This window comes from Clostridium algidicarnis DSM 15099 (genome assembly GCF_002934235.1).
Taxonomy (GTDB): Bacteria; Bacillota; Clostridia; order Clostridiales; family Clostridiaceae; genus Clostridium_L; species Clostridium_L algidicarnis.
Window position 1 is genome coordinate 21,235 of sequence record NZ_PTIS01000013.1, and the last position, 20,910, is coordinate 42,144.

Genomic DNA, 20,910 nt, shown 5'->3' on the forward strand with positions numbered 1-20,910 from the left:
AGGTGGAGTTTGATTATAAGGAATACATCTCTCCATCTGAGTCTTAGAAGAACTTATCCAAGGGCGTAGCAGCCGTCATACACCACCTTGAAAAGGATAGGGTTGTTACGGATGGTAGTCATCGGATAAATCAAGAATTACCTTCTTAACAAAACCCCACCAAATTAATTTGATGGGGTTTACTTGAATTAAATTTAACTTTTCTAGTCTCTATATTTCCATAATAATAGGTAAAATTATCGGTCTTCTTTTTGTCTTTTCATATAAAAACTTTTCTACAGCCTTTTTCATATTTACTTTTAGGATATACCACTCAACTACCTTATTATCAAGGCAATTTTCAAGTTCTCTTCTAGCAATTTCTTTAGCTTCATTAATTAAGGCATCTGACTCCTTTACATATACAAATCCTCTTGTTATTATATCTGGACCGGCAATTATGCTGAAGGATTCTTTTTCTATGGTTACAACTATTGTAAGCATACCATCTTGAGATAAATACTTTCTATCTCTAAGAACTACATTACCTACATCTCCAACTCCAAGGCCGTCTACAAATACAGACCCTGTGTGTACCTTTCCTGAGATCTTAGCCTCTTTTTTAGAAACTTCTAAAACTTCTCCTGTTTCTAAAATAAATGTGTTTTTCTCATCCATCCCAAGGCCTTGAGCTAGCTTTGTATGATGTCTTAAATGTCTATATTCACCGTGTACAGGCATAAAGTACTTAGGTCGAATCAAAGCATGAATTAATTTTAGTTCATCTCTATATGCATGACCTGATACATGTACCTCTTCTAAATCTTCGTAAATTACCCCAGCACCCTTTTTAAATAATTGATTTATAACTTTATTTATCATTTTAACATTACCAGGAATAGGTGAAGCTGAAATAATAAATAAATCTTTTGGTTCAATTTCAATCTTTCTATGAGTACCAAAAGCTATTCTAGTAAGAGCTGCCATAGGTTCTCCTTGGCTTCCTGTAGTTATTATTGTTACTTGCTCATTAGGATACTTTTTCATTTGATCTAAAGTTATTACTTGACCTTCTGGTATGTGTAAATATCCAAGTTCCATAGCAAGCTCTGAAATATTTTCCATACTTCTTCCACTAAAAGCTACTTTTCTACCGAATTTAATAGATGCATTTACTATCTGCTGCATCCTGTGTATATTTGAAGCAAAGGTCGCTACTATAACTCTTCCCTTAGCATTAGATAATATTCTAGTTAATGTATCACCTATTGCCTTTTCTGAAATGGTGTGACCTGCACGTTCCACATTAGTACTATCAGCTAAAAGCAATAATACACCTTGTTTACCTAAAGTCGAAATCCGTTCTAAATCCATAACTAATCCATCTATAGGTGTAAAGTCTATTTTAAAGTCTCCAGTATGGAATATTACACCAACTGGCGTATGAACTGCGATGCAGCAAGAGTCTGCTATACTATGAGTATTTCTAATAAATTCTACCTTTAAATTTTGTAATTCAACTATATCTCCAGCTTCCACTACATGAAGATCACAATCTGAAAGTATATTATGCTCTTTTAATTTATTTTTAACTATGCCTAAAGTTAAATTTGTACCGTAAACTGGCACATTTATTTGTTTTAAAATGTAAGGTAGAGCTCCAATATGATCCTCATGACCATGAGTTAAAAAAATACCCTTTACTTTATCAGAATTATCTACTAAATATTTTACATCTGGAATGACTAAATCCACTCCATACATGTCTTCATCTGGAAAAGATACCCCACAATCTATAACCATTATTTCATCTTTATACTCAATTGCTGTTATATTTTTTCCTATTTCCCCAAGTCCGCCTAAGGGGATAACTTTTACACTGTTTTCCATTATTATTAATTCCCTCCGTTTCTCTATAAGGATAGTATCTTTCTATTATCTTTCCTTATAATGTTCAAATTAATTCTTTTTTCTTTAAATTTTCAAAACCTTTAAAATACAGTATTTTTCATAAAATAATTCATTTCACTAATTTTAAGTATATATAAATGTTTTATCTAAATTTCTATAATTAATTTTAAGTTTCCTTATGATAACCAATATTACAAACCTTGCTTAAGGTAATATATTATTTTAAGATACATCATAATTTCATTTTACCATTAAATGCTCTTTTATACATCAAATTTTATAATAATTCAAAGGCATTTTAATATATAACAAGTTTTTTTATCTAAATTCATGTTTTTTATCTGTCTATATATCTATTCATAATATATCTTGATATTTTTATATACATATATATCTTTCACTTTATCTTTGTATTTAAACATACACTTAGCTTTTACTTTACTTATATATAAAGAGTCTATAATAATTTTATGTAAATTACTATAGACTCTTTATATTCTTTATTAATACATTAAATACTTAATTCCCCTACTATATTTTTAGTTTTTATATTATTAGGATTCAACTCCATAGACTTTTTGTAATTTTCTAAAGCTGCCTTATTATTACCTTGGCATATGTTATACATTATAAAAAAATATATTTAATTAATTTAGGGGGGCTTATATTTAGAGAATTAAGAAATTCAAAAAGGCAATTACACGATCATCATTTAGAAAGAATACTAAATGAAGAAGAAAAGAAAGTAGCTCTTATGTCATTTATAGATAAATATTCTCCTGAATTTAACAAAGAAGGATCAGAATATATAAATAGAGCAGTTTCAAAGACTAATATTGTAAAAATAACTATTGATAAGGCAACAGCTAAAGGAAATTTAAAATAGATCAAAAGGGAAATATGCTTTCATTTAATTTATCATATTCATTTCTTAAATCCTTATATTTTGGATATTATTTTATTATAAATTTTCTTCATATGGGATTCACTTGAGTGTATATCTATCTCACTGATTGGAATCCACTTAACATCACTATTCTCATCTGGTTTAATAATAACCTGCTCATTCTCATCAGCCTGAACTAAATATACTACTGATATATGTAAATGTGATGAAACATACTTTCCTTTTCTTAAATGTCCTAACACAGGTAAAATATCTAATGAAACAATCTTATTAGTGATAGGAATAATATTTTTTACTCCTGTTTCTTCTTTAATCTCTGATATAGCAACACCTAATAAATCTTCCTCACCGTCTGCATGTCCTCCTGTCAAAGACCATGCATTGAATATATTATGATGTGCCATTACGTCACATTGTAAGAATATTGTGAATTAACGCTATTTCCCCATTATGCTCATTACTCATCAGTTCATTACTTATTTTCAAAATATCAGAATGCTATCCATCTGCATTTTACCTTATATCTAACTCTTCGTTAGGGCATTCTCCCTTTCTAACCGTGATAATAACTGATAGATAATCCTGTATCATTTCTCTGGTAACATTCATTTGCATAAGATATAAATCTGCCAGTATTTTCTTAAATCCTAAAAGCACTTCCCTATGATCCAACTCCACTGGCACAGGTGTATATTCTACCAGGAATACAGTTCTTGCAACATCATACAAAAAATCTCCATGACACAGGTTCATAAAATCTATAACAACTGTATGTCCATTGGATATTAGTATATTACCTGGATGGAAATCACCATGACAAAGAGCATTCCCATCTGGTAATTTATCTATCCTTTGCAATACTTCTTCTTTATTCAAATCAACTGATGGTTCCTTTGGTATATGAGACTTTAAAAATTCCTTGTAATTTGGTACATTACTAATTCTATTTTGAAGCATTGCCTTATGTAGCTTTGCCATATATGCTGCACACCCCTGCACATCACCAGTTTTCATAACCCAATCCAGAAGGGATTCACCTTCCACCCTATCATATATAATGCCCATTCTCTCTTTACATGAGATTATTTCATATACCTTTGGTTTTGCAAAATTCATATTTTTTATGGCCATTGCATTATAAAACTCTTTTTCTACGGATTTTTTAGGATATCCTTCATAGAAAAGCTTAAGCACTCTACCTTCTTCCCATTCATATACAGTTGCTGTATTACCTACGCCAATTATCTTCCCGCATTTCATTTATTTTTCTCCTAATCCTTTATTATTCATTAATCCTTATGCTCATTGTAAAAATAACCTTTAATTCATAGTAATTCACTTCTCTGTCATAATATCAAAAAGATTGTTCTTATGATCTCACCGACCCATTGATTTAGAAAACCTTAAATTAAATGATTTGTTTCTTAACATAGAATCATAACCCAAAATTCAGTTTTCCCAATGTCTGATATTCTTTCAAAAGAGTTGACTTTCTTGAAGCCTACCCCTTCACCACATAAATTTGGTTTCATTCCCAAACCAACATCAATAATATCTTTAGAATCATAAACTCCAAATCCCTTTCCTACTGGAACTTGAGCAGAATCACCAAAGCAATAGTAACCTATAAGATTGTTTTCCCTGTCCGAAACTGAAAAATAATCACCATTAAGAAGTTCATTTATACATTCATCACTTTCATCCATACTATAAAGTAAATAGGGTTCATTATAAATCCACTTTGAAATTTGCTTTGCTTCATCATAATTCATTGATTTTATATTTAGTTCCATGTCTTCTCCCCTTATCTTACAATTTTTATACTATTTTATTAACATTGATCATAGGTAACAGTTTCGTGATATTATACAATAATTCATAATTATTTCCAGTATATCACTACTAATAAAATAAAAATAGAAGTTAATAACTTTAAATATTTTTACAAATATAAGGAAAAACTCAAGTCTTTACCATAGGAAACTATAGACATTATTGCCACAAAAATATTTGATTTAGAAGAATTAAAGGAGCTTGAAAAATGCTTTGCCTAACACTAATGAGCATCCATGGATTTATATAAATTGTATCTATGGATATTCCTTTTAACGTGTAGGTTTTTATGGAAAGTCTTATACCTATGAGGTTTTTTTGTGCAAATAACCATCTTAGATTATATAATCGTTTTAAGTTCATAAAGCTCAAGAAATGATTCTAATCTATTTGTCTACTCTCCAATCATATTTACCGCTAGGTAAGTTTATCTTATGACCATTAATTTTAACAGTATCATCACTATCCCAAGTAATTTCAGAAACATTAATTTTATATTCCCAGTAAATATTTCTTGCCTTCTTATTTTTATTATTTATTATTAACTCCCCTCTCACTGCATAATCTACTGTTGCACCGCCATTACAAAGATATGTTCTAATAGTATATGTTCCATTTGGAGATGTGGACTTACTCAAATATTCGCCATTTGGTAAATTACTCATATTATCCAGAGGACCATTTTCAGTTCTAAAAAAATTATTGCTATAAAAATAGAAATTATTACTATACCAAAAATTATTTTAATCTTCTTCATAGACAAACCTCACAATATTAATATTATTTTTTTCAACTACATAATTTACCTGGCAATATAAGAATATTCATCACTAATATTTACAATTTTAATATTTAAATCACTTAAGTTTGCAGTAATATAATGTGCAATGGCTACGTCTTTGATAATTTTGCAAGACTTTGAAGCATAATTATTTCCCCTATAAGCTTCTTCAATCCTATAACCAATATGGCCCCCGTAATATAGATTTTCATTGTACCTCTACTAACATCTGCATCATGTAAATTTGCCTATTATGAGTAAATTATAACATATTTTATATACCCTGTTATTGATTTTCAAAGACCATGGTTCCTAGTATAACCTTTAATGAAATGATTTTTTTTATTACCGCACCTAATAAATTCATTGTAATAAAACTCCTTTCATTATAAATATTCAGGCTAATTGAACTTAAATAATAAAAAAATACCGTATTATTCACTTCTGAATAACGCGATATTTTAATATGTTATTTATTTTTCATTTAGTCAAAAAATCTATTTTAAGCTTGGAGCATATTTTTTTAATGCTTCTTCTCTAATTGAATTTTGATGATCAAATTCTGATAATACTTCATTAGCATAATCAGAATTTGCATTTTTTAAAGATTTCTTTAAACCGTTACCTTCATTTTGCAAAGGAACTTTTCCATAATTAACACCTGTTATTAGATAATATGGATCTGTTTCTGATTTCTTTAGAAACAATAAATAATCGTTATTTGTTTTCATTAATTCGTATCCAGCAATGTTATAAGTCAAATTTTCCTTTTTATTGTATGCTGCATTTTCTAAAATTATAATTTCTGTTCCTGAAGTAAATGAATTTCCACTTATAACTTTCTCAATTAAAAAATTAGACAAAGTATAAGAGATATCAATTCGACCTTCTTGATTATATATAATTGTCGGCTCTTCTTGATTAATCTTTTTACCAACCACAATAATATCTGTATTATCCTCAACAGAATTTAAATCAGGAAATTCATCAACTTTTGCATCTAAGACTAAGTTCCGACCAAATAAGTGGTCTTCTATACCATTATCAAATTGTGCTTGATTATACGAATTGGTCTTACTTTCAAAAATTAAAAATCCAATTAAAAAAACACATACCACTCCTACTATAGCTAATATTTTTTTCATACTTATACACCACCTTTTTCATACTTATACATCTCATTAGTATTTAGCATTAATACCAGCTTTATCGTCAGATAACGGATATGCTTTATTATTAAATCCTGTTGCTCTCATAACTGACTCTGTGTTATTTACAGATTGAGTATGACTCAAACCTATTGCATGACCAACTTCATGAACTACCGTTTCATTTCTCACAGCAGAAGAAGCGTTTTTAAATGCTCTATAATAACGAATGTCACTTTGACGATTAGTATTATAATAACAAACTCCATAGGTTCCATTATCAGTATCAACAAATCCTTGATAAATATTTACAAAACCACCGTAATCAAATTCTTTAATGAATACCTTACCACCTTGATAACTCCATTTAGTAGCACAATTGAGATGAGATAAATAAGGATTGCCTGAAGATAAATTTATATACTGGGGGTTATATCCTACATTTTGATTATTAAATACGTATGCTTTTGAATCTGTAGAATAAGTTATTATTCCTAATACTAAAAAAGAAAAAAACAGTAAAACTTTTTTCATTTAATCCACCCGACTTCTATTCTATTGTTAATTAATATAATTATAACCATAATACGGATAATCTTCAATATGTTTTTATAATAAAAACCGGATTAATCCCTTCTCTTTGGTCAAAATCTAATAAATTATCATGCTTTCTTAGATTTACCTCTTACCTGAATATTAGTTAGTTTATCCCTCTCTAGTAAATACCTTCTTACCTTACCGCCTTTCTGCTTAACTTTCTCTTTTCCTTCAACGCTTAAATTATAGTAATACGTTTATCTTCTGAATAAGTTATAGTTAACTATACAATAAATATCCAGACATAATATAGTACAAAAACAAATGAAAATAAGAGGTATATATCACGGGACAAAAAAGTAAGAATTCAAGAAGCAATCAGTATCAAAATAACTTTTCATTCATAATATAAGGTGAAAGCTATTTTCTATGGAGGATATGTATGTACAACTGTCCCTATTTTTATAATATGATGAATTTAAATAACTGTATTAAGATAAGCAATAACATGAGATTTGAAAGTATGATGAGATCCATTTCACAAGATTCTCTTATTCCCTTAGATGACAACAATATACATCTTGTTTTAGATTCACAAAATTACTATGATATACCAAAACATTTTCGTAAATCTACTAATATGTTAAATGCCGAAAGTAGCAAAGAATTAAATATTAGTGGGCTAAATACATTAAATATTTCTGGTAGTCAACAATTTTCAGAATACAATTTACCTCTTGTAATAAATAGTATAGACGCTTCATTGCCTATAACAATTATTGACCTTAGGCAAGAATCACACGGATTTATTAATGGAGCCCCCATTAGCTTTGCTAATGCTAAAAACAATGCTAACATGGGTTTAACAAAGGATGAAGTAATTCTTCATGAATATAATAGACTAAATAGTATTAAATTAAACGTTCCTATTACTTATTATAACCATAAAAATATAACTATAGTTCCAAAAAAAGTTGAAGATGAAGATCATCTTGTTACATCTAAATCACTATCATATATTCGCATCCCTGTTACCGATGGTAAGATACCTACAGATGATATGGTAGATTATTTTGTAAGTCTTGTAAAATCACAACCTAAGAATACCTGGCTTCATTTTCACTGTAAACAAGGTATAGGAAGGACTACTACTTTCATGATTATGTATGATATGATGAAAAATGCTCACCATGTTACGGCTGATGATATTATAAAAAGACAACTACTATTAGCAAATTTTGATGAGAGTCATATTAAATCTTTTTATAATAATGAAAGAATTAATCTTTTGAATAACTTCTATTTTTCCTTTGATTTTTTATAAAATGCCAGTGTTAAAATTAAGGCTAAGCCCTCTGAAAAGGGTACTGTAAGCCATACTCCATTTAATGCAAATATATTAGGTAAAATAAATAATCCTAGTAATATAAATACTACTCCTCTAAGAAGGGATGTAATTGTAGCTATCATAGAGTACTCAATGGCTTGAAAGTAACTTCCCATAACTATATTTACTCCCATAATTATAAATGCTATAAAATAAAGCTGTATTCCCTTTGATGTAATCTCCATAAGTTCTAAATTATCTTTATTAAAAAGCCCCACGATTTGTCTTGGGAAAAACATTCCAACTACGAAAAATGTTACTCCAACAAATAATGCAAAAGTTATTCCCATCTTTAAAACCTTATTAACTCTATCCATTTGATTTGCCCCATAGTTTGTACTTATTATAGGTTGGCTAGCCTGGCAAATACCTGTAAAGATAGCTACACACATTAATGATATGTTTGCAATTATGCTGTATGCTGATATTCCTATAGTGCCAGTTATATCTTCTAACACCATATTAAAAGCGAATATTACTATTCCAGAAGAAACTTCTATTATAAAGCTTGGAGCTCCATTTTTTAATATTCTTTTAAATGTATGTATTTCAAGTTTTGTCTTTACAAATTTTAACTTACCCCTACCTTTTATAAAGTGGCAATATATTAATATAAATAAACTTGTAATAGACCCGGAAATAGTAGCAAGTGCCGCTCCCCTCATGCCTAAGTGTAATACTAAAACAAATAGTGCATCTAAAACTATATTAATAATTGTTCCAATAATACTACTCCACATAGCAAGCTTTGGTGCGTTATCATTTCTTATAAATACCGACAAAGCATTTACTATTAGAAAAGAGAAATTAAACATTATAATTATACTTAAATAATCTTTAACCAGCTTAAAATTGCTTTCTGTAGCACCTAGAAATATGCATAGGTTGTCTATAAAAACACTTCCTAAAATAGTAATTAGTGCTCCAAATACTATTGCCATTATCATAGATTGAGTAAATATTTTATCTACCACATGGAACTTTTTCCGTCCTATATTTATAGCCATAACAGTGGCTCCACCTACTCCTGAAAGTAGCCCTAATGCAAATATTACATTGTAAACAGGTAATGCAATATTAAGAGCTGCAAGTCCTTCGCTTCCTATTCCTCTTCCTATAAATATAGTATCAAATAAAATATACATAGATGACATAAAAGTAGATGCAATACTTGCACCTAAATATCTTAAGAAAAGTTTAAGTATATCATCTTGTAAAACGTCCGCCTTTTGTTTCATTCCTTGTCCTCCATAAAAAAAGTGGCAGATTAATATGCCACCTTTTTAAACAACCTTTGTTTTTTTATTCTATTACCTTTTTCTTTAACATAGCCATAACTATCATACCTATAACTGAACCTACAACCAAGGATATAAAGTATCCAAGTGGATTGGATATAACAGGTAATACAAATATTCCACCATGTGGAGCTCTTAAAGTACATCCAAAAGCCATAGATAAAGCTCCTGCTGTTGCTGATCCAATTACACAAGCTGGAATTACTCTTAAAGGATCTGCTGCTGCAAAGGGAATAGCTCCTTCTGTTATAAATGATAAACCCATTATATAATTTACTAAACCTGATTGTCTTTCTTTTTTTGTAAATCTATCTTTAAAGAAAGTTGTACATAAAGCTATTGATAGCGGAGGCACCATTCCTCCAATCATTACTGCAGCCATAAAGTGAAATTGGTTATTAGCAAGAGAAGCTGTTCCAAATACATAAGCTGCCTTATTTATAGGGCCTCCCATATCTATAGCCATCATTCCCCCTAAAACTGCTCCAAGAACTATCTTACTACTTTCTCCCATGTTATTTAAAACATTTGTTATTCCATTATTTAGTGCTGAGAGTGGAGGATTAATTCCATATACAATTATTACTCCTATTAGTAAAATACCAAGTAGAGGATAAATAAGTACTGGTTTTATACCCTCTAAGCTACTTGGAAGTTTGGAAAATATCTTTTTTAATGCTACTACTAAATATCCTGCTATAAAACCTGCTAAAAGTGCTCCAAGGAAACCTGATCCGCCTTCATTTGCAAGCATGCCACCAACAAACCCTACTGCTAAAGCTGGCCTATCTCCAATACTCATAGCAATATACCCAGCTAAAACTGGAAGCATAAATCCAAAGGAAGTACCACCTACCTTCATTAGAAATTCTGCAAATGGTGTATTAGAACCAAAATTTGATGGATCTATACTATAATCATCAAATAAGAAAGCTAAGGCTATTAATATACCTCCACCTATAACGAAAGGTAACATGTGAGAAACACCATTCATTAAATGTTTATATATCTCACGACCTACGCCTTCTTTTTCCATTATACTTTCTTCATCTTTACCTTTACTACCATGATGATAAATAGGAACATTCCCACTTATGGCCTCACTTATTAGCTCCTGAGGTTTGTGTATACCATTTGAAACTCTAGTTTGAATAACTCTTTTACCATCAAATCGAGCCATTTCAACATTTTTATCTGCTGCTATTATTATACATTCAGCCTTTTCTATTTCATCTTTAGTTAGAATATTCTTTGCTCCTCCAGCTCCATTAGTTTCAACCTTTATAGCTATGTCCATATCTTTACCCTTATTTTCTAAACTTTCCGCTGCCATAAATGTATGGGCAATACCAGTTGGGCAAGCTGTAACAGCTAATACTCTATATCCATCTTTTTGTTCTATTTTATCTTTTTCTTTGTCCTCTTCTTCAGTTATTTTGTTATTTTCTTTAAAATCTATTAATCTTAAAAATTCTTCTTTATCCTTTGCATCTATTAAACTATTTTTAAAATCTTCATCCATTAAAATAGTAGAAAGCCTTGAAAGCACTTCTAAATGAACATTATTTTCTCCTTCTGGAGCAGCTATCATGAAAAATAGTTTTGCTTTCTCCCCATCTAAACTATCATAATCTAACCCATCTTTAATAACCATAGCACTAAGTCCTGCTTTTTTAACTGCCTTTGTTTTAGCATGTGGTATTGCAATACCATCTCCGATACCAGTAGTACTAAGCTCTTCCCTTTTTAACACTTCATTTTTGTACTCTTCTTTATTTAATAAAATCCCTCTGCCATCCATTAAATCTACTAATCTACTTATAGCTTCATTTTTAGTTTTTATTATAGGGTTTAATTCTATACCATTTTTATTTAATAAATCAATGATTTTCATTTATTACCCTCCTTTTATATATATTTTTACATAATCTCATTTAATAATTTTTCTATTAAATCTTTTTTAGCAAGGTCTTCTGAAAATGCACTAGCACTGCCTGTGGCCACTCCCATTTTGAAAGCTTCCTCTAGGTCTTTATTTTTTAAATATCCCGCTATAAATCCTGCTACCATAGAATCTCCAGCCCCTACTGAATTTTTCACGTCTCCTTTAGGTGCAACACTTTTCATAACTTCTCCATTAGACTTTATAAATATTGCTCCCTTTGATGCTCTAGACACAAGTACATTTTCTGCTCCCATTTCTTGAAGCTTTTTTGCATAATATATTATTTTATCATCATCTTTAATCTCTATATTAAATAAATCTGAAAGTTCATGATGGTTTGGTTTAATCAAAAATGGCTTATACTTTAATACATTTAATAAAAGTTCTCCTGTTGCATCTACTATAAATTTTACTTTTTTCAAATTAAGTCTTTCCATTATAGTTTCATAAATGTCTTTTGGAAGAGTATCCGGTATGCTTCCTGCAAGAACTAAAAAATCTCCTTCTTTAATAGCTTCTAGCTTACTAAACAATTCATTAAGCTCTTCCTTACTTATATAAGGACCTTTTCCATTTATCTCTGATTCTTCCTTAGATTTAAGCTTTACATTTATTCTTGACATACCATTATTTAATTTAATAAAGTCTGTATGAACACCCTTTGATTTCACTCTTCTTTCTATTTCGTCACCAGTAAATCCAGCTATACATCCAAGTGCTACACTTTCAACTTCCAAGTTGTTTAAAACAGTAGACACATTAATGCCCTTACCACCTGCATAAATTTCTTCATAAGATGTTCTATTCACACGTCCAAGGTTAAAATCATCAACCCTAACCACATAGTCTAAAGCTGGATTAAAAGTAATCGTATAAATCACTTTATAGTCACCTCCAATATTTCTGTTAAAGCTTTGTATTTATTATCCAAAAGCTTAGTTGTAATTATACTTGCCTTTGAAATATTTCCAAAAGTTATAGAACTAATTTCATCAAATTTAGAATCATCAGCTAGTATATATGCTGATCTAGCTCTATTTAGAGCCTCTTCTTTAACTGACGCTTCTTTAATATCAGGGGTTGTATAACCCCTTTTAATTGATATACCATTAACACCAAAAAAGCCCTTAGTAAAGTTATATTTCTTTAGGCTACTAATTGCTTCAATTCCAACTATGGCCTCTGTGATACCCTTTACCTCTCCACCTAAAATATAAGTTTTAAGATCATTTTGAATAAGCTTTTTAGCATGACCTATAGCATTTGTAACGAATATAGCTTCTTTTTCCTTTATAAAATCTATCATAAGTTCTGTAGTAGTTCCTGCATCTAAATAAACAAAATCATAAGGCTTTATAAGTGATGCTGCATATTTGGCTATTTCAAGCTTTTCATTAGTTTTTAGTCCTTGCCTTACAGCAACCTTATCTTCCCTTGTATTAATATCCTTATCTAAGGCCATTGCCCCTCCATGAATCTTATTTAGTTTTCCCTCTTTATGAAGTGCATTTAAATCTCTCCTAATTGTAGACTCAGATGCATTTAACTTTATAACCAAATCACTAACATGAACCACAGAGTTATTCTTTAATTCTTCAAGAATAAATTCATATCTTTCTTCTGTTAACATCTCTATCACTTCCTAATTACATATTACATCTTTCCTTGAAATAAATCAACTATTTCCATTCATAATAATTCACAATCATCTATATGCCTTTAAATTCATTCATATTTAATTATAAAATAAGCACTACTTAATCTTAAAGTAGCGCTTATTTTTTTCATTATACTTATTATTAGTATTTATCTTTTCAAAATAATATTAATCACAAATAAATTATATTATTATAACTAACTTTTCCACATAGATGGCCTTAATATAAGTAACATTGGATATATCTCAAGTCTCCCCGCTAACATACAAAATGAAAAAACTATTTTGCTAAGTGATGAAAAGCTACTAAAGTTACCTATAGGTCCCACCACTTTAAATCCTGGTCCTATGTTACCCATAGTTGCAAAAACCGATGTTACTGTGCTCTCAAGATCCATTCCATCTATAGATACAATTATCACTGCTACTACGATAATTGCCATATATGCAAATATAAATATACCTACCTCAGATATAATTTTGTCATCAACTACCTTGCCGTCAAGCTTTACTGAATTAACCATTCTAGGGTGAATTATTTTATTTATATTCCGTTTTATAGCCTTAAATAAAAGCACTATACGCACAGTTTTAATTCCTCCACCAGTAGATCCTGCACAACATCCTGTAAGCATTAGCAGTGCTAAAATTGACTTACTAAGTGTGGGCCAAAGATCAAAGTTCGTTGTAGCATAACCTGTAGTTGTTACGATTGAAGCAACTTGAAATGAAGACTGCCTAAAAGATGTAGCTAAGGAATTCCCATTTAACCCTTTAATATTAAAAGCTATTATAATCATAGCAGCAAATACTATTAAAAAGTAATACTTTACCTCTTCATTTTTAAACGCTTGCTTTATATTCCCTGTAATAAGATGAAAATATACCGTAAAATTAACTCCAAAAAGCAACATAAATACAGTTATAATAACTTCCACATAAACATTTTCATAGGCTCCAACACTACTGTTCATACTAGAAAATCCTCCTGTACCTGCTGTACCAAAGGCATGAATTAATGCATCATAAAAATCGAGTCCTGCAAATAAAAGTAATACTATTTGAATTATGGTCATAACAAGATATATTAAATACATTATCTTCGCGGTCTGTTTTATCCTAGGAACAACTTTACCTGGAGAGGGACCTGGACTTTCTGCTCTTAATAAATGTATAGTATTTCCCCCAATAGATGGCATAAGTGCTAAAGTAAATATCAAAATTCCCATACCACCTATCCAATGGGTAAAACTCCGCCAAAATAAAATTCCCTTAGGTAGGGATTGTACTTCTTGCAAAATAGTAGCACCTGTAGTGGTAAATCCTGATACCGTCTCAAATATACAATCTACGAAAGAAGGTATTGATCCACTTATGTAAAATGGAAGAGCTCCAAAGATGGATATAGCAATCCAACATATAGCAACAGCTAAAAAACCATCCTTAGCATAAAATGTCTTTTTCTTAGGGTTTATTAAAGACATAAACACACCAATAATTAACATTATTATGATAGTTACAATAAAACTATTAGTATCGCCACCACCGTAATATACGGATACAATAAGTGGTAATATCATAACTAATGCTTCATATTTTATAACATTTCCAAGTACCTTTAGTACCATTAGGTAGTTCATATTAGAGTCCTCCCTCAAGGAGTATATCGTTTATTCCCATTACATTATGTCTTTCTGTTACTATAATTACACTGTCATTAACTTTAATAATATCATTTCCTCCAGGAATTATTATCTTATGATTTCTAACTATAGCTGCAATTAATACACCTTTTTTAATCTTTATATCTTTTAAAGGAACATTTTTGCACCTAGTATTAGCACTTGCTACGAATTCTAAAGCCTCAGCTTTTTCCCCTACTATTTTATATAAATTTTCAATAAAGTTTCCATCTTTACTTTTAAGTCCTCTTACATATTTTATTATTTTATTGGCCGTAATCATTTTGGGACTTATAACACTTTCAACTCCAACCTTTTTAATTATATTACTATAATTCACACGTGTTACCTTGGTTATTACATTATGTACTCTTGCATTTAAAGCAAAAAGAGATGACACTATATTTTCTTCGTCTCTATCAGTTAAAGCTATAAATACATCAGTTTCATTTAAATTTTCAGATTCTAATAGCTCTTCTTCAGTTCCATCGCCATGGATTATAATAGCCTCTGGTATTAATTCATTTAATTCTTCACATTTATTATAATCTTTTTCTATTATCTTTATTTTTGCTCCAACTTTATTAATTAATTTCACAAGATAGTAACTTATCCTACCTCCACCTATTATCATTACATTTTTGACTCTCTTTTGATACTTACCAAGATGTTGTAAAAAGGAGGTTATATTGGAATGATCCCCTATAACATAAACTTTATCATTAGCTTTAAGCACAAAATCACCTGTAGGTATTAAAACCTTATCATTTCTTTCTACTGCACAAAATAACACAGAACACCTTTTTAAATTTATATCAGATATAGCTTTATTCACAATAATATCCTCATTTAAAAGTCTAAAACTAACTAAATCAGCCATGCCATTTGCAAAGGTTTCTATGCTAGATACAGATGGAAATTTTATAAGCTCTGCAATTTCCATTGCGGCTTCTTTTTCTGGATTTATAATCATCTCAATACCAAGCTCATCTTTTAACATTGAAAGTTCCTCTGCATACTCAGGATCTCTAATTCTTGCAATAGTATGTTTTGCACCTAGCCTTTTTGCTGCTAAAGAGCAAAGAGCATTCCTCTCATCACTATCGGTAACAGCAATGATTACATCGGCTCTTTCTACCTCAGCTTCTTTAAGTACATTAACTCTTGTACCATTACCTTTTATACACATTACATCAAGACTATCAGTAGCCTTCTTAAGCACTTCAGGATTCTTATCAATAACCATAACATCATTTCCTTCTTCTGATAGATGTTTAGCTAAAGTATATCCAACCTTCCCAGCCCCCACAATTATAATATACATTTTGTTTTTACCTTTCCTTTCATATGCATTATATGGTAAACAATATCTTATAGACAATAAATATTATAATACAGTTTCTATCCAATAGCCACCATGAAAGCGCAAAAGATAATGTCTAAATCAATTAAATAAAAGAGTAGTCACTTATAAATAGTGGCTACCCCTTTATTTTTAGGAAACTACAGTTTTGCTTTCCATTTCTTTTTCCAAAAGAAGCTGATTTGTATAAAGATTATAATAGTAACCCTTTTTCCTTATAAGTTCCCTATGAGTTCCATGTTCAGTTATCTTTCCTTTTCCTATAACAAGAATCTTATCTGCTGATACTATGGTTGAAAGCCTATGAGCTACCACAAAGCTTGTTCTATCCGAAAGCACTTTTTCTATAGCATTTTGTATCATTCTTTCTGTTTCTGTATCTATAGATGATGTAGCTTCGTCTAGTACAAACAGTGCTGGATTTGCAACTATTGCTCTTGCAAAGGATATAAGTTGTTTTTCTCCTGTTGAAAGGTTTCCACCACCCTCTCCAACCTCTGAATCATAGCCTTTTTCCATCTTCATTATAAAGCTATGAGCATTTACAAGTTTTGATGCTCTTTCAATTTCTTCATCTGTAGCTTCAAGCTTTCCATAGATTATATTATCTTTAATAGTTCCACTAAAAAGGTGTGGACTTTGAAGCACATAACCTATATTTGATTGTAGCCACAACATAGACCTTTCTCTATAGTCTTTACCATCAATTAATATTTCACCACTTGTAGGTTCATAAAATCTACATAATAAATTTACTATAGTGCTTTTTCCTGAACCAGTTTCCCCAACAAGTGCAACAGTTTCTCCTTGCTTTACCTTTAAATTAAAGTTTTCCAAAACCTTTTCTCCATTTTTGTATGAAAAACATACATCTTTAAATTCAATGTCTCCATGTATCTTATCCCAGTTTTCTTTTTTAGCATCAAATAAATCTCCATACTTTTCTATTACATCTTCTCTATCCCATATATCTGGCTCTGTTTCTATAAGGGATATTATTCTTTCTGCTGATGCTTGTGCATTTTTAAGTTCTGCAAGCGTTCCAGCTAGCTGACTTACAGGGTCAAAAAACTGTATAGTATATGAAATAAACATTACAAATGTACCATAAGACAAGGTTCCAGCCATAACACTATTACCTCCAAACCATAGCGCAAATCCTGTGCCAATACTTCCCATAGATAAAACAATAGGAAGAAATAACGCAGAAAACATAGCTGCTCTTACGGAGGAATTTCTCATTTTAGTAGCATCCTCTTTAAATTCATTTAAGTTTTCTTCCTCTCTAACAAGAGTTTTAGTAGTTTTAGCTCCAGATATCTCCTCACTAAAATCTGCTGTTAACTGAGAGTTTAATTTTCTTACACTTCTATAGGATTTTAATATTTTCTTTTGAAAGTACATTCCTATAAAAAATAATGGAGGTACAACGCACATACTTATAAGGGTTAGCTTTACGTTATTATAAAGCATTATTCCTATAAAAGATACCATGAGAACCAAAGCCCACACCATATCTATAAGCCCCCAAGATATGATTTCACTAAGCTTTGCCACATCCGACGTCATCCTTGCCATAAGCCATCCTACAGATGAATTATCATAATAAGAAAATGATAATTGTTGAAGCCTTTTGAATCCAAGATTCCTTATATGATAGGCAAGGTGAGTTTCAATTTTACCTGCCTGCATTATAAATAGTTTTATATTTAGAACTTGAAAAACAACTATAACAAAATAAACTATAGCAAAGGTCTTTATCCCCTCTAAACTCTTACCTACAATAAAATTATCAATAGCATATCTTGTAAGAAGTGGCATTATAGCATCTACCCCTGCTACTCCTACCATTAAAATTGCTAAAAATATAAGTCCTTTTTTGAATTCAAGAAGATACTTAAAAAACCTCCGCCAAATTCCAATATCCAGCTTTTGTGTTGATTTATCTTCATCTATTCTAGCCATTCCATCATCCCCTTTTTACTCTTTAATGCCTTTTTCATAACTCTCTCTAAAGACTTATCTATAATAAAATTTTTATTCATTTAAAGCCTCTTCTTCATCTTCACTAAAAGCATCTAATGAATTTTGTATGTCCCATATTCTTTTATAGATACCATCCTTACTTATAAGTTCTTTATGATTTCCCATATCTTCAATCTTTCCTTGATTTAAAACTATTATTTTATCTGCATCCATAACTGTTGAAATTCTATGAGATATTATAAATGTAGTGTTATCTTTACTTTTCTTTTTTAACTCTTCTCTAATTACCCTGTCTGTTTCTGCATCTACTGCACTTAAGGAGTCATCAAATATTAATATAGGCATGTTTTTTATAAGCGTTCTTGCTATTGCAACCCTTTGCCTTTGTCCTCCAGATAGAGTAACCCCCTTTTCTCCAACTACAGTATCATACCCTTTTTCAAAGGAGCTTATAACTTCATGCACCGCAGCTGATGTTGCTGCACTTTCGATTTCCCTATCGCTAGAGTCTAATTTAGATATCATAATGTTTTCCTTTATAGTACGTGCATAAAGAAAAGGCTCTTGTAGCACAATTCCTATATTATTTCTTACCCATTTTCTTTCAATATCTTTAAGCTCTATGCCATCTATTTTTATAGAACCACTGTCATAATCATAAAGTCTTAATAAAAGATGCACTAATGATGACTTTCCTGATCCAGTAGGTCCAACTATAGCTATAGTTTCACCTTTTTTAACACTAAAACTTAAATTTTCAAGTATTTTAGTATCCTTGTCATATTTAAATGACACATTTTCAAAGGTTACCTCACCCTTGATGTCAGGCTTTAAAGATTTACCATATTCCTGTTCTACTGGTGTTTCAAGAATATTTGTAATTCTTTTAAGAGAAACTGTCATTTTTCCCATATCTGAAAGAATTCTTCCAAGTTGTCTTACAGGCCAAAGTAACATACCCTCATAGGTATTAAAAACCACTAAAGTTCCAAGACTTATCTCACCTTTATTTGCATAATATATACCGGCAATTAAAACGAGTCCAATTTGAGTCATACAAAGCAAATCCGATATAGACCAATAATTAGAAAGTAATTTAACTAAGTTAAAATTCAAATCTCTATACTTTCTATTTTGTTTTTCATATTTTTCTATTTCAAAACTTTGCCTTCCAAAAGCTTTTACCACTCTAACCCCACTTAAATTTTCTTGAAGTACAGAGGTAAGAACCCCTTCTTGTGCGTCAGCCTTTTCAAAATTGTGCTTAATCTTTTTGAAGAATACATATGAAAATATAAATATAAATGGCACTATTACCATGGCAATCACTGTCATCTTTTTATTTAGTGATAGCATCATTATAAGTGCAAAGGTTACTATAAATACTGCCCTTCCTATATCCACAAGTTGCACTGCAAAAAATCTTCTAATAGTATCTACATCTGATGTACAACGTTGAATTAAATCTCCTGATTCTGAATTCACATGATATCCATAGGGTAAGTTTTGAATATGATCATAAAGTTTTACCCTTATATTTTTAGCAATATTTTCAGCTGCCTTAGCTGCAAGCTTTCCTCTTAAAAATAAGAAAACCCCTCTTATAACGGTTAGTGTTATTAGAAACAAAGAACATATCCATAAGTTTCTAGAAAGCACTCCTTTACCACCAAAAAAACCTATAATTTTCTCAATAAATGGTGATGCATTCAAAGGCGTATTTCCGATAATAGAATCTATAGTCGTCTTTATAACCATAGGTTCTAGCATAGCTATAAATGTTGATATAGCTATAGAGGCAATTGCCGCAACATATAACAACCTATTTCCTTTAACTAGTTTTAAAAGTTTTTTCAAATTAATCCCCCCTTGTATTGTCATAATAATGTTCCCGTCAAATTAATCTTTTCAAAAAAATTCTAATATGGTTTTTTAACTCAGGTACTAAAATTAAAATACTCACTTCTTACTTTTTCTTTAACATAATTTTTAATCATACTTACCACTCCTTTTATATTTTTTGTAAAATAAAAAACCGAAGAATGTAATATTCTACGGCTTTAAACGCATAAACTGTATCTTAAGTTTAAATAGAGCTCACAATTGATATGAAATCTTGTTTTTAAACTAAAAATTACAACCTTTACCCAGAGTTACAGTATGTACCTTACAGTGAACTATTATAGGCACGGACTTTAACTTAAGATAAAGTAGCTTTTAGAAGGATAATCTAATCATATATCCTTAAAGCTAATATAAAAAGCCATAGGTACACAACCCATGGCTATACATTACTAAATTACAAATTAAAAACGTATACCAAGATCGTGCATGTATAATTTATTAAATTGTGCTGAAACATTAACATCATGGGCTACTTTATTATTAACAGAACTCACTAAAATGTTCATATCATTGCCTGCTACGAACCTTTGAATCATCAACATATTCACGACCTCCTTTTTTTTATTTGTTGTGGTTATTTACCACATAATA

Annotated in this window: 18 protein-coding genes; 2 read left to right on the top strand and 16 right to left on the bottom strand. The window is 30.3% G+C overall.

What is annotated here, in order from left to right; all coding sequences use genetic code 11:
• Positions 1–210 precede the first annotated feature (210 nt).
• The gene (locus BD821_RS09360; RefSeq protein ID WP_169994098.1) at positions 211–1,869 is read right to left on the bottom strand and encodes a ribonuclease J; all 1,659 of its coding nucleotides are present in this window, start codon (positions 1,867–1,869) and stop codon (positions 211–213) included.
• 631 nt (positions 1,870–2,500) lie between these two features.
• Between BD821_RS09360 and BD821_RS09365 the strand changes: the two genes are divergently transcribed.
• The gene (locus BD821_RS09365) at positions 2,501–2,776 is read left to right on the top strand and encodes a hypothetical protein (RefSeq protein ID WP_104410251.1); all 276 of its coding nucleotides are present in this window, start codon (positions 2,501–2,503) and stop codon (positions 2,774–2,776) included.
• A 53-nt stretch (positions 2,777–2,829) separates the two neighbouring features.
• Here BD821_RS09365 and BD821_RS09370 read toward each other — a convergent pair whose 3' ends face one another.
• From BD821_RS09370 to BD821_RS09400, 6 genes are all read right to left on the bottom strand, one after another.
• Complete coding sequence (locus BD821_RS09370; protein ID WP_104410252.1) at positions 2,830–3,201, bottom strand: NUDIX hydrolase; 372 nt, start codon at positions 3,199–3,201, stop codon at positions 2,830–2,832.
• A 109-nt stretch (positions 3,202–3,310) separates the two neighbouring features.
• On the bottom strand, positions 3,311–4,057 hold the full coding sequence (locus BD821_RS09375; RefSeq protein ID WP_104410253.1) for an aminoglycoside phosphotransferase family protein: 747 nt from the start codon (positions 4,055–4,057) through the stop codon (positions 3,311–3,313).
• A gap of 164 nt (positions 4,058–4,221) precedes the next feature.
• Positions 4,222–4,590, bottom strand: coding sequence for a GNAT family N-acetyltransferase (locus tag BD821_RS09380; protein ID WP_104410254.1), 369 nt, complete (start codon positions 4,588–4,590; stop codon positions 4,222–4,224).
• 426 nt (positions 4,591–5,016) lie between these two features.
• Complete coding sequence (locus BD821_RS09385) at positions 5,017–5,295, bottom strand: DUF5412 family protein (protein WP_104410255.1); 279 nt, start codon at positions 5,293–5,295, stop codon at positions 5,017–5,019.
• 613 nt (positions 5,296–5,908) lie between these two features.
• On the bottom strand, positions 5,909–6,556 hold the full coding sequence (locus BD821_RS09395; protein ID WP_104410256.1) for a hypothetical protein: 648 nt from the start codon (positions 6,554–6,556) through the stop codon (positions 5,909–5,911).
• A gap of 36 nt (positions 6,557–6,592) precedes the next feature.
• Entirely contained in the window at positions 6,593–7,093 is a 501-nt protein-coding gene (locus tag BD821_RS09400) for a matrixin family metalloprotease (RefSeq protein ID WP_104410257.1), read from the bottom strand.
• Positions 7,094–7,538: 445 nt separating this feature from the next.
• On the opposite strand from BD821_RS09400, the gene BD821_RS09405 reads away from it, so the two are divergent.
• Complete coding sequence (locus BD821_RS09405) at positions 7,539–8,420, top strand: fused DSP-PTPase phosphatase/NAD kinase-like protein (protein ID WP_226104538.1); 882 nt, start codon at positions 7,539–7,541, stop codon at positions 8,418–8,420.
• Here the strand turns inward: BD821_RS09405 and BD821_RS09410 are convergent.
• From BD821_RS09410 to BD821_RS13455, 9 genes are all read right to left on the bottom strand, one after another.
• Positions 8,396–9,721: an MATE family efflux transporter gene (locus BD821_RS09410; RefSeq protein ID WP_104410258.1), complete on the bottom strand. Its 1,326-nt coding sequence runs from the start codon at positions 9,719–9,721 to the stop codon at positions 8,396–8,398. The genes BD821_RS09405 and BD821_RS09410 overlap by 25 nt on opposite strands.
• A gap of 64 nt (positions 9,722–9,785) precedes the next feature.
• Positions 9,786–11,675, bottom strand: a complete 1,890-nt coding sequence (locus tag BD821_RS09415) for a PTS fructose transporter subunit IIABC (protein WP_104410259.1) — start codon at positions 11,673–11,675, stop codon at positions 9,786–9,788.
• 26 nt (positions 11,676–11,701) lie between these two features.
• Complete coding sequence (pfkB, locus tag BD821_RS09420; RefSeq protein WP_104410260.1) at positions 11,702–12,607, bottom strand: 1-phosphofructokinase; 906 nt, start codon at positions 12,605–12,607, stop codon at positions 11,702–11,704.
• On the bottom strand, positions 12,604–13,356 hold the full coding sequence (locus BD821_RS09425) for a DeoR/GlpR family DNA-binding transcription regulator (protein ID WP_104410261.1): 753 nt from the start codon (positions 13,354–13,356) through the stop codon (positions 12,604–12,606). The genes pfkB and BD821_RS09425 overlap by 4 nt, the downstream gene beginning before the upstream one ends.
• Positions 13,357–13,580: 224 nt before the next feature.
• Positions 13,581–15,023 (bottom strand): TrkH family potassium uptake protein, encoded by a 1,443-nt coding sequence (locus BD821_RS09430; RefSeq protein WP_104410262.1) that lies wholly within the window; start codon positions 15,021–15,023, stop codon positions 13,581–13,583.
• Between the two features lies 1 nt (position 15,024).
• The gene (trkA, locus tag BD821_RS09435) at positions 15,025–16,389 is read right to left on the bottom strand and encodes a Trk system potassium transporter TrkA (RefSeq protein ID WP_104410303.1); all 1,365 of its coding nucleotides are present in this window, start codon (positions 16,387–16,389) and stop codon (positions 15,025–15,027) included.
• 171 nt (positions 16,390–16,560) lie between these two features.
• Complete coding sequence (locus tag BD821_RS09440; RefSeq protein ID WP_104410263.1) at positions 16,561–18,393, bottom strand: ABC transporter ATP-binding protein; 1,833 nt, start codon at positions 18,391–18,393, stop codon at positions 16,561–16,563.
• Positions 18,394–18,465: 72 nt separating this feature from the next.
• The gene (locus BD821_RS09445) at positions 18,466–20,271 is read right to left on the bottom strand and encodes an ABC transporter ATP-binding protein (RefSeq protein ID WP_226104785.1); all 1,806 of its coding nucleotides are present in this window, start codon (positions 20,269–20,271) and stop codon (positions 18,466–18,468) included.
• Positions 20,272–20,720: 449 nt separating this feature from the next.
• Positions 20,721–20,861, bottom strand: a complete 141-nt coding sequence (locus tag BD821_RS13455; RefSeq protein WP_157469642.1) for a hypothetical protein — start codon at positions 20,859–20,861, stop codon at positions 20,721–20,723.
• Positions 20,862–20,910: the final 49 nt, after the last annotated feature.

Coding starts and splice junctions, on each gene's coding strand:
- BD821_RS09360 (WP_169994098.1), bottom strand. CDS start 1,869: ATGGAAAACAGTGTAAAAGTTATCCCCTTAGGCGGACTTGGGGAAATA.
- BD821_RS09370 (WP_104410252.1), bottom strand. CDS start 3,201: ATGGCACATCATAATATATTCAATGCATGGTCTTTGACAGGAGGACAT.
- BD821_RS09375 (WP_104410253.1), bottom strand. CDS start 4,057: ATGAAATGCGGGAAGATAATTGGCGTAGGTAATACAGCAACTGTATAT.
- BD821_RS09380 (WP_104410254.1), bottom strand. CDS start 4,590: ATGGAACTAAATATAAAATCAATGAATTATGATGAAGCAAAGCAAATT.
- BD821_RS09385 (WP_104410255.1), bottom strand. CDS start 5,295: ATGAGTAATTTACCAAATGGCGAATATTTGAGTAAGTCCACATCTCCA.
- BD821_RS09395 (WP_104410256.1), bottom strand. CDS start 6,556: ATGAAAAAAATATTAGCTATAGTAGGAGTGGTATGTGTTTTTTTAATT.
- BD821_RS09400 (WP_104410257.1), bottom strand. CDS start 7,093: ATGAAAAAAGTTTTACTGTTTTTTTCTTTTTTAGTATTAGGAATAATA.
- BD821_RS09405 (WP_226104538.1), top strand. CDS start 7,539: ATGTACAACTGTCCCTATTTTTATAATATGATGAATTTAAATAACTGT.
- BD821_RS09410 (WP_104410258.1), bottom strand. CDS start 9,721: ATGAAACAAAAGGCGGACGTTTTACAAGATGATATACTTAAACTTTTC.
- BD821_RS09415 (WP_104410259.1), bottom strand. CDS start 11,675: ATGAAAATCATTGATTTATTAAATAAAAATGGTATAGAATTAAACCCT.
- BD821_RS09425 (WP_104410261.1), bottom strand. CDS start 13,356: ATGTTAACAGAAGAAAGATATGAATTTATTCTTGAAGAATTAAAGAAT.
- BD821_RS09430 (WP_104410262.1), bottom strand. CDS start 15,023: ATGAACTACCTAATGGTACTAAAGGTACTTGGAAATGTTATAAAATAT.
- trkA (WP_104410303.1), bottom strand. CDS start 16,389: ATGTATATTATAATTGTGGGGGCTGGGAAGGTTGGATATACTTTAGCT.
- BD821_RS09440 (WP_104410263.1), bottom strand. CDS start 18,393: ATGGCTAGAATAGATGAAGATAAATCAACACAAAAGCTGGATATTGGA.
- BD821_RS13455 (WP_157469642.1), bottom strand. CDS start 20,861: ATGTTGATGATTCAAAGGTTCGTAGCAGGCAATGATATGAACATTTTA.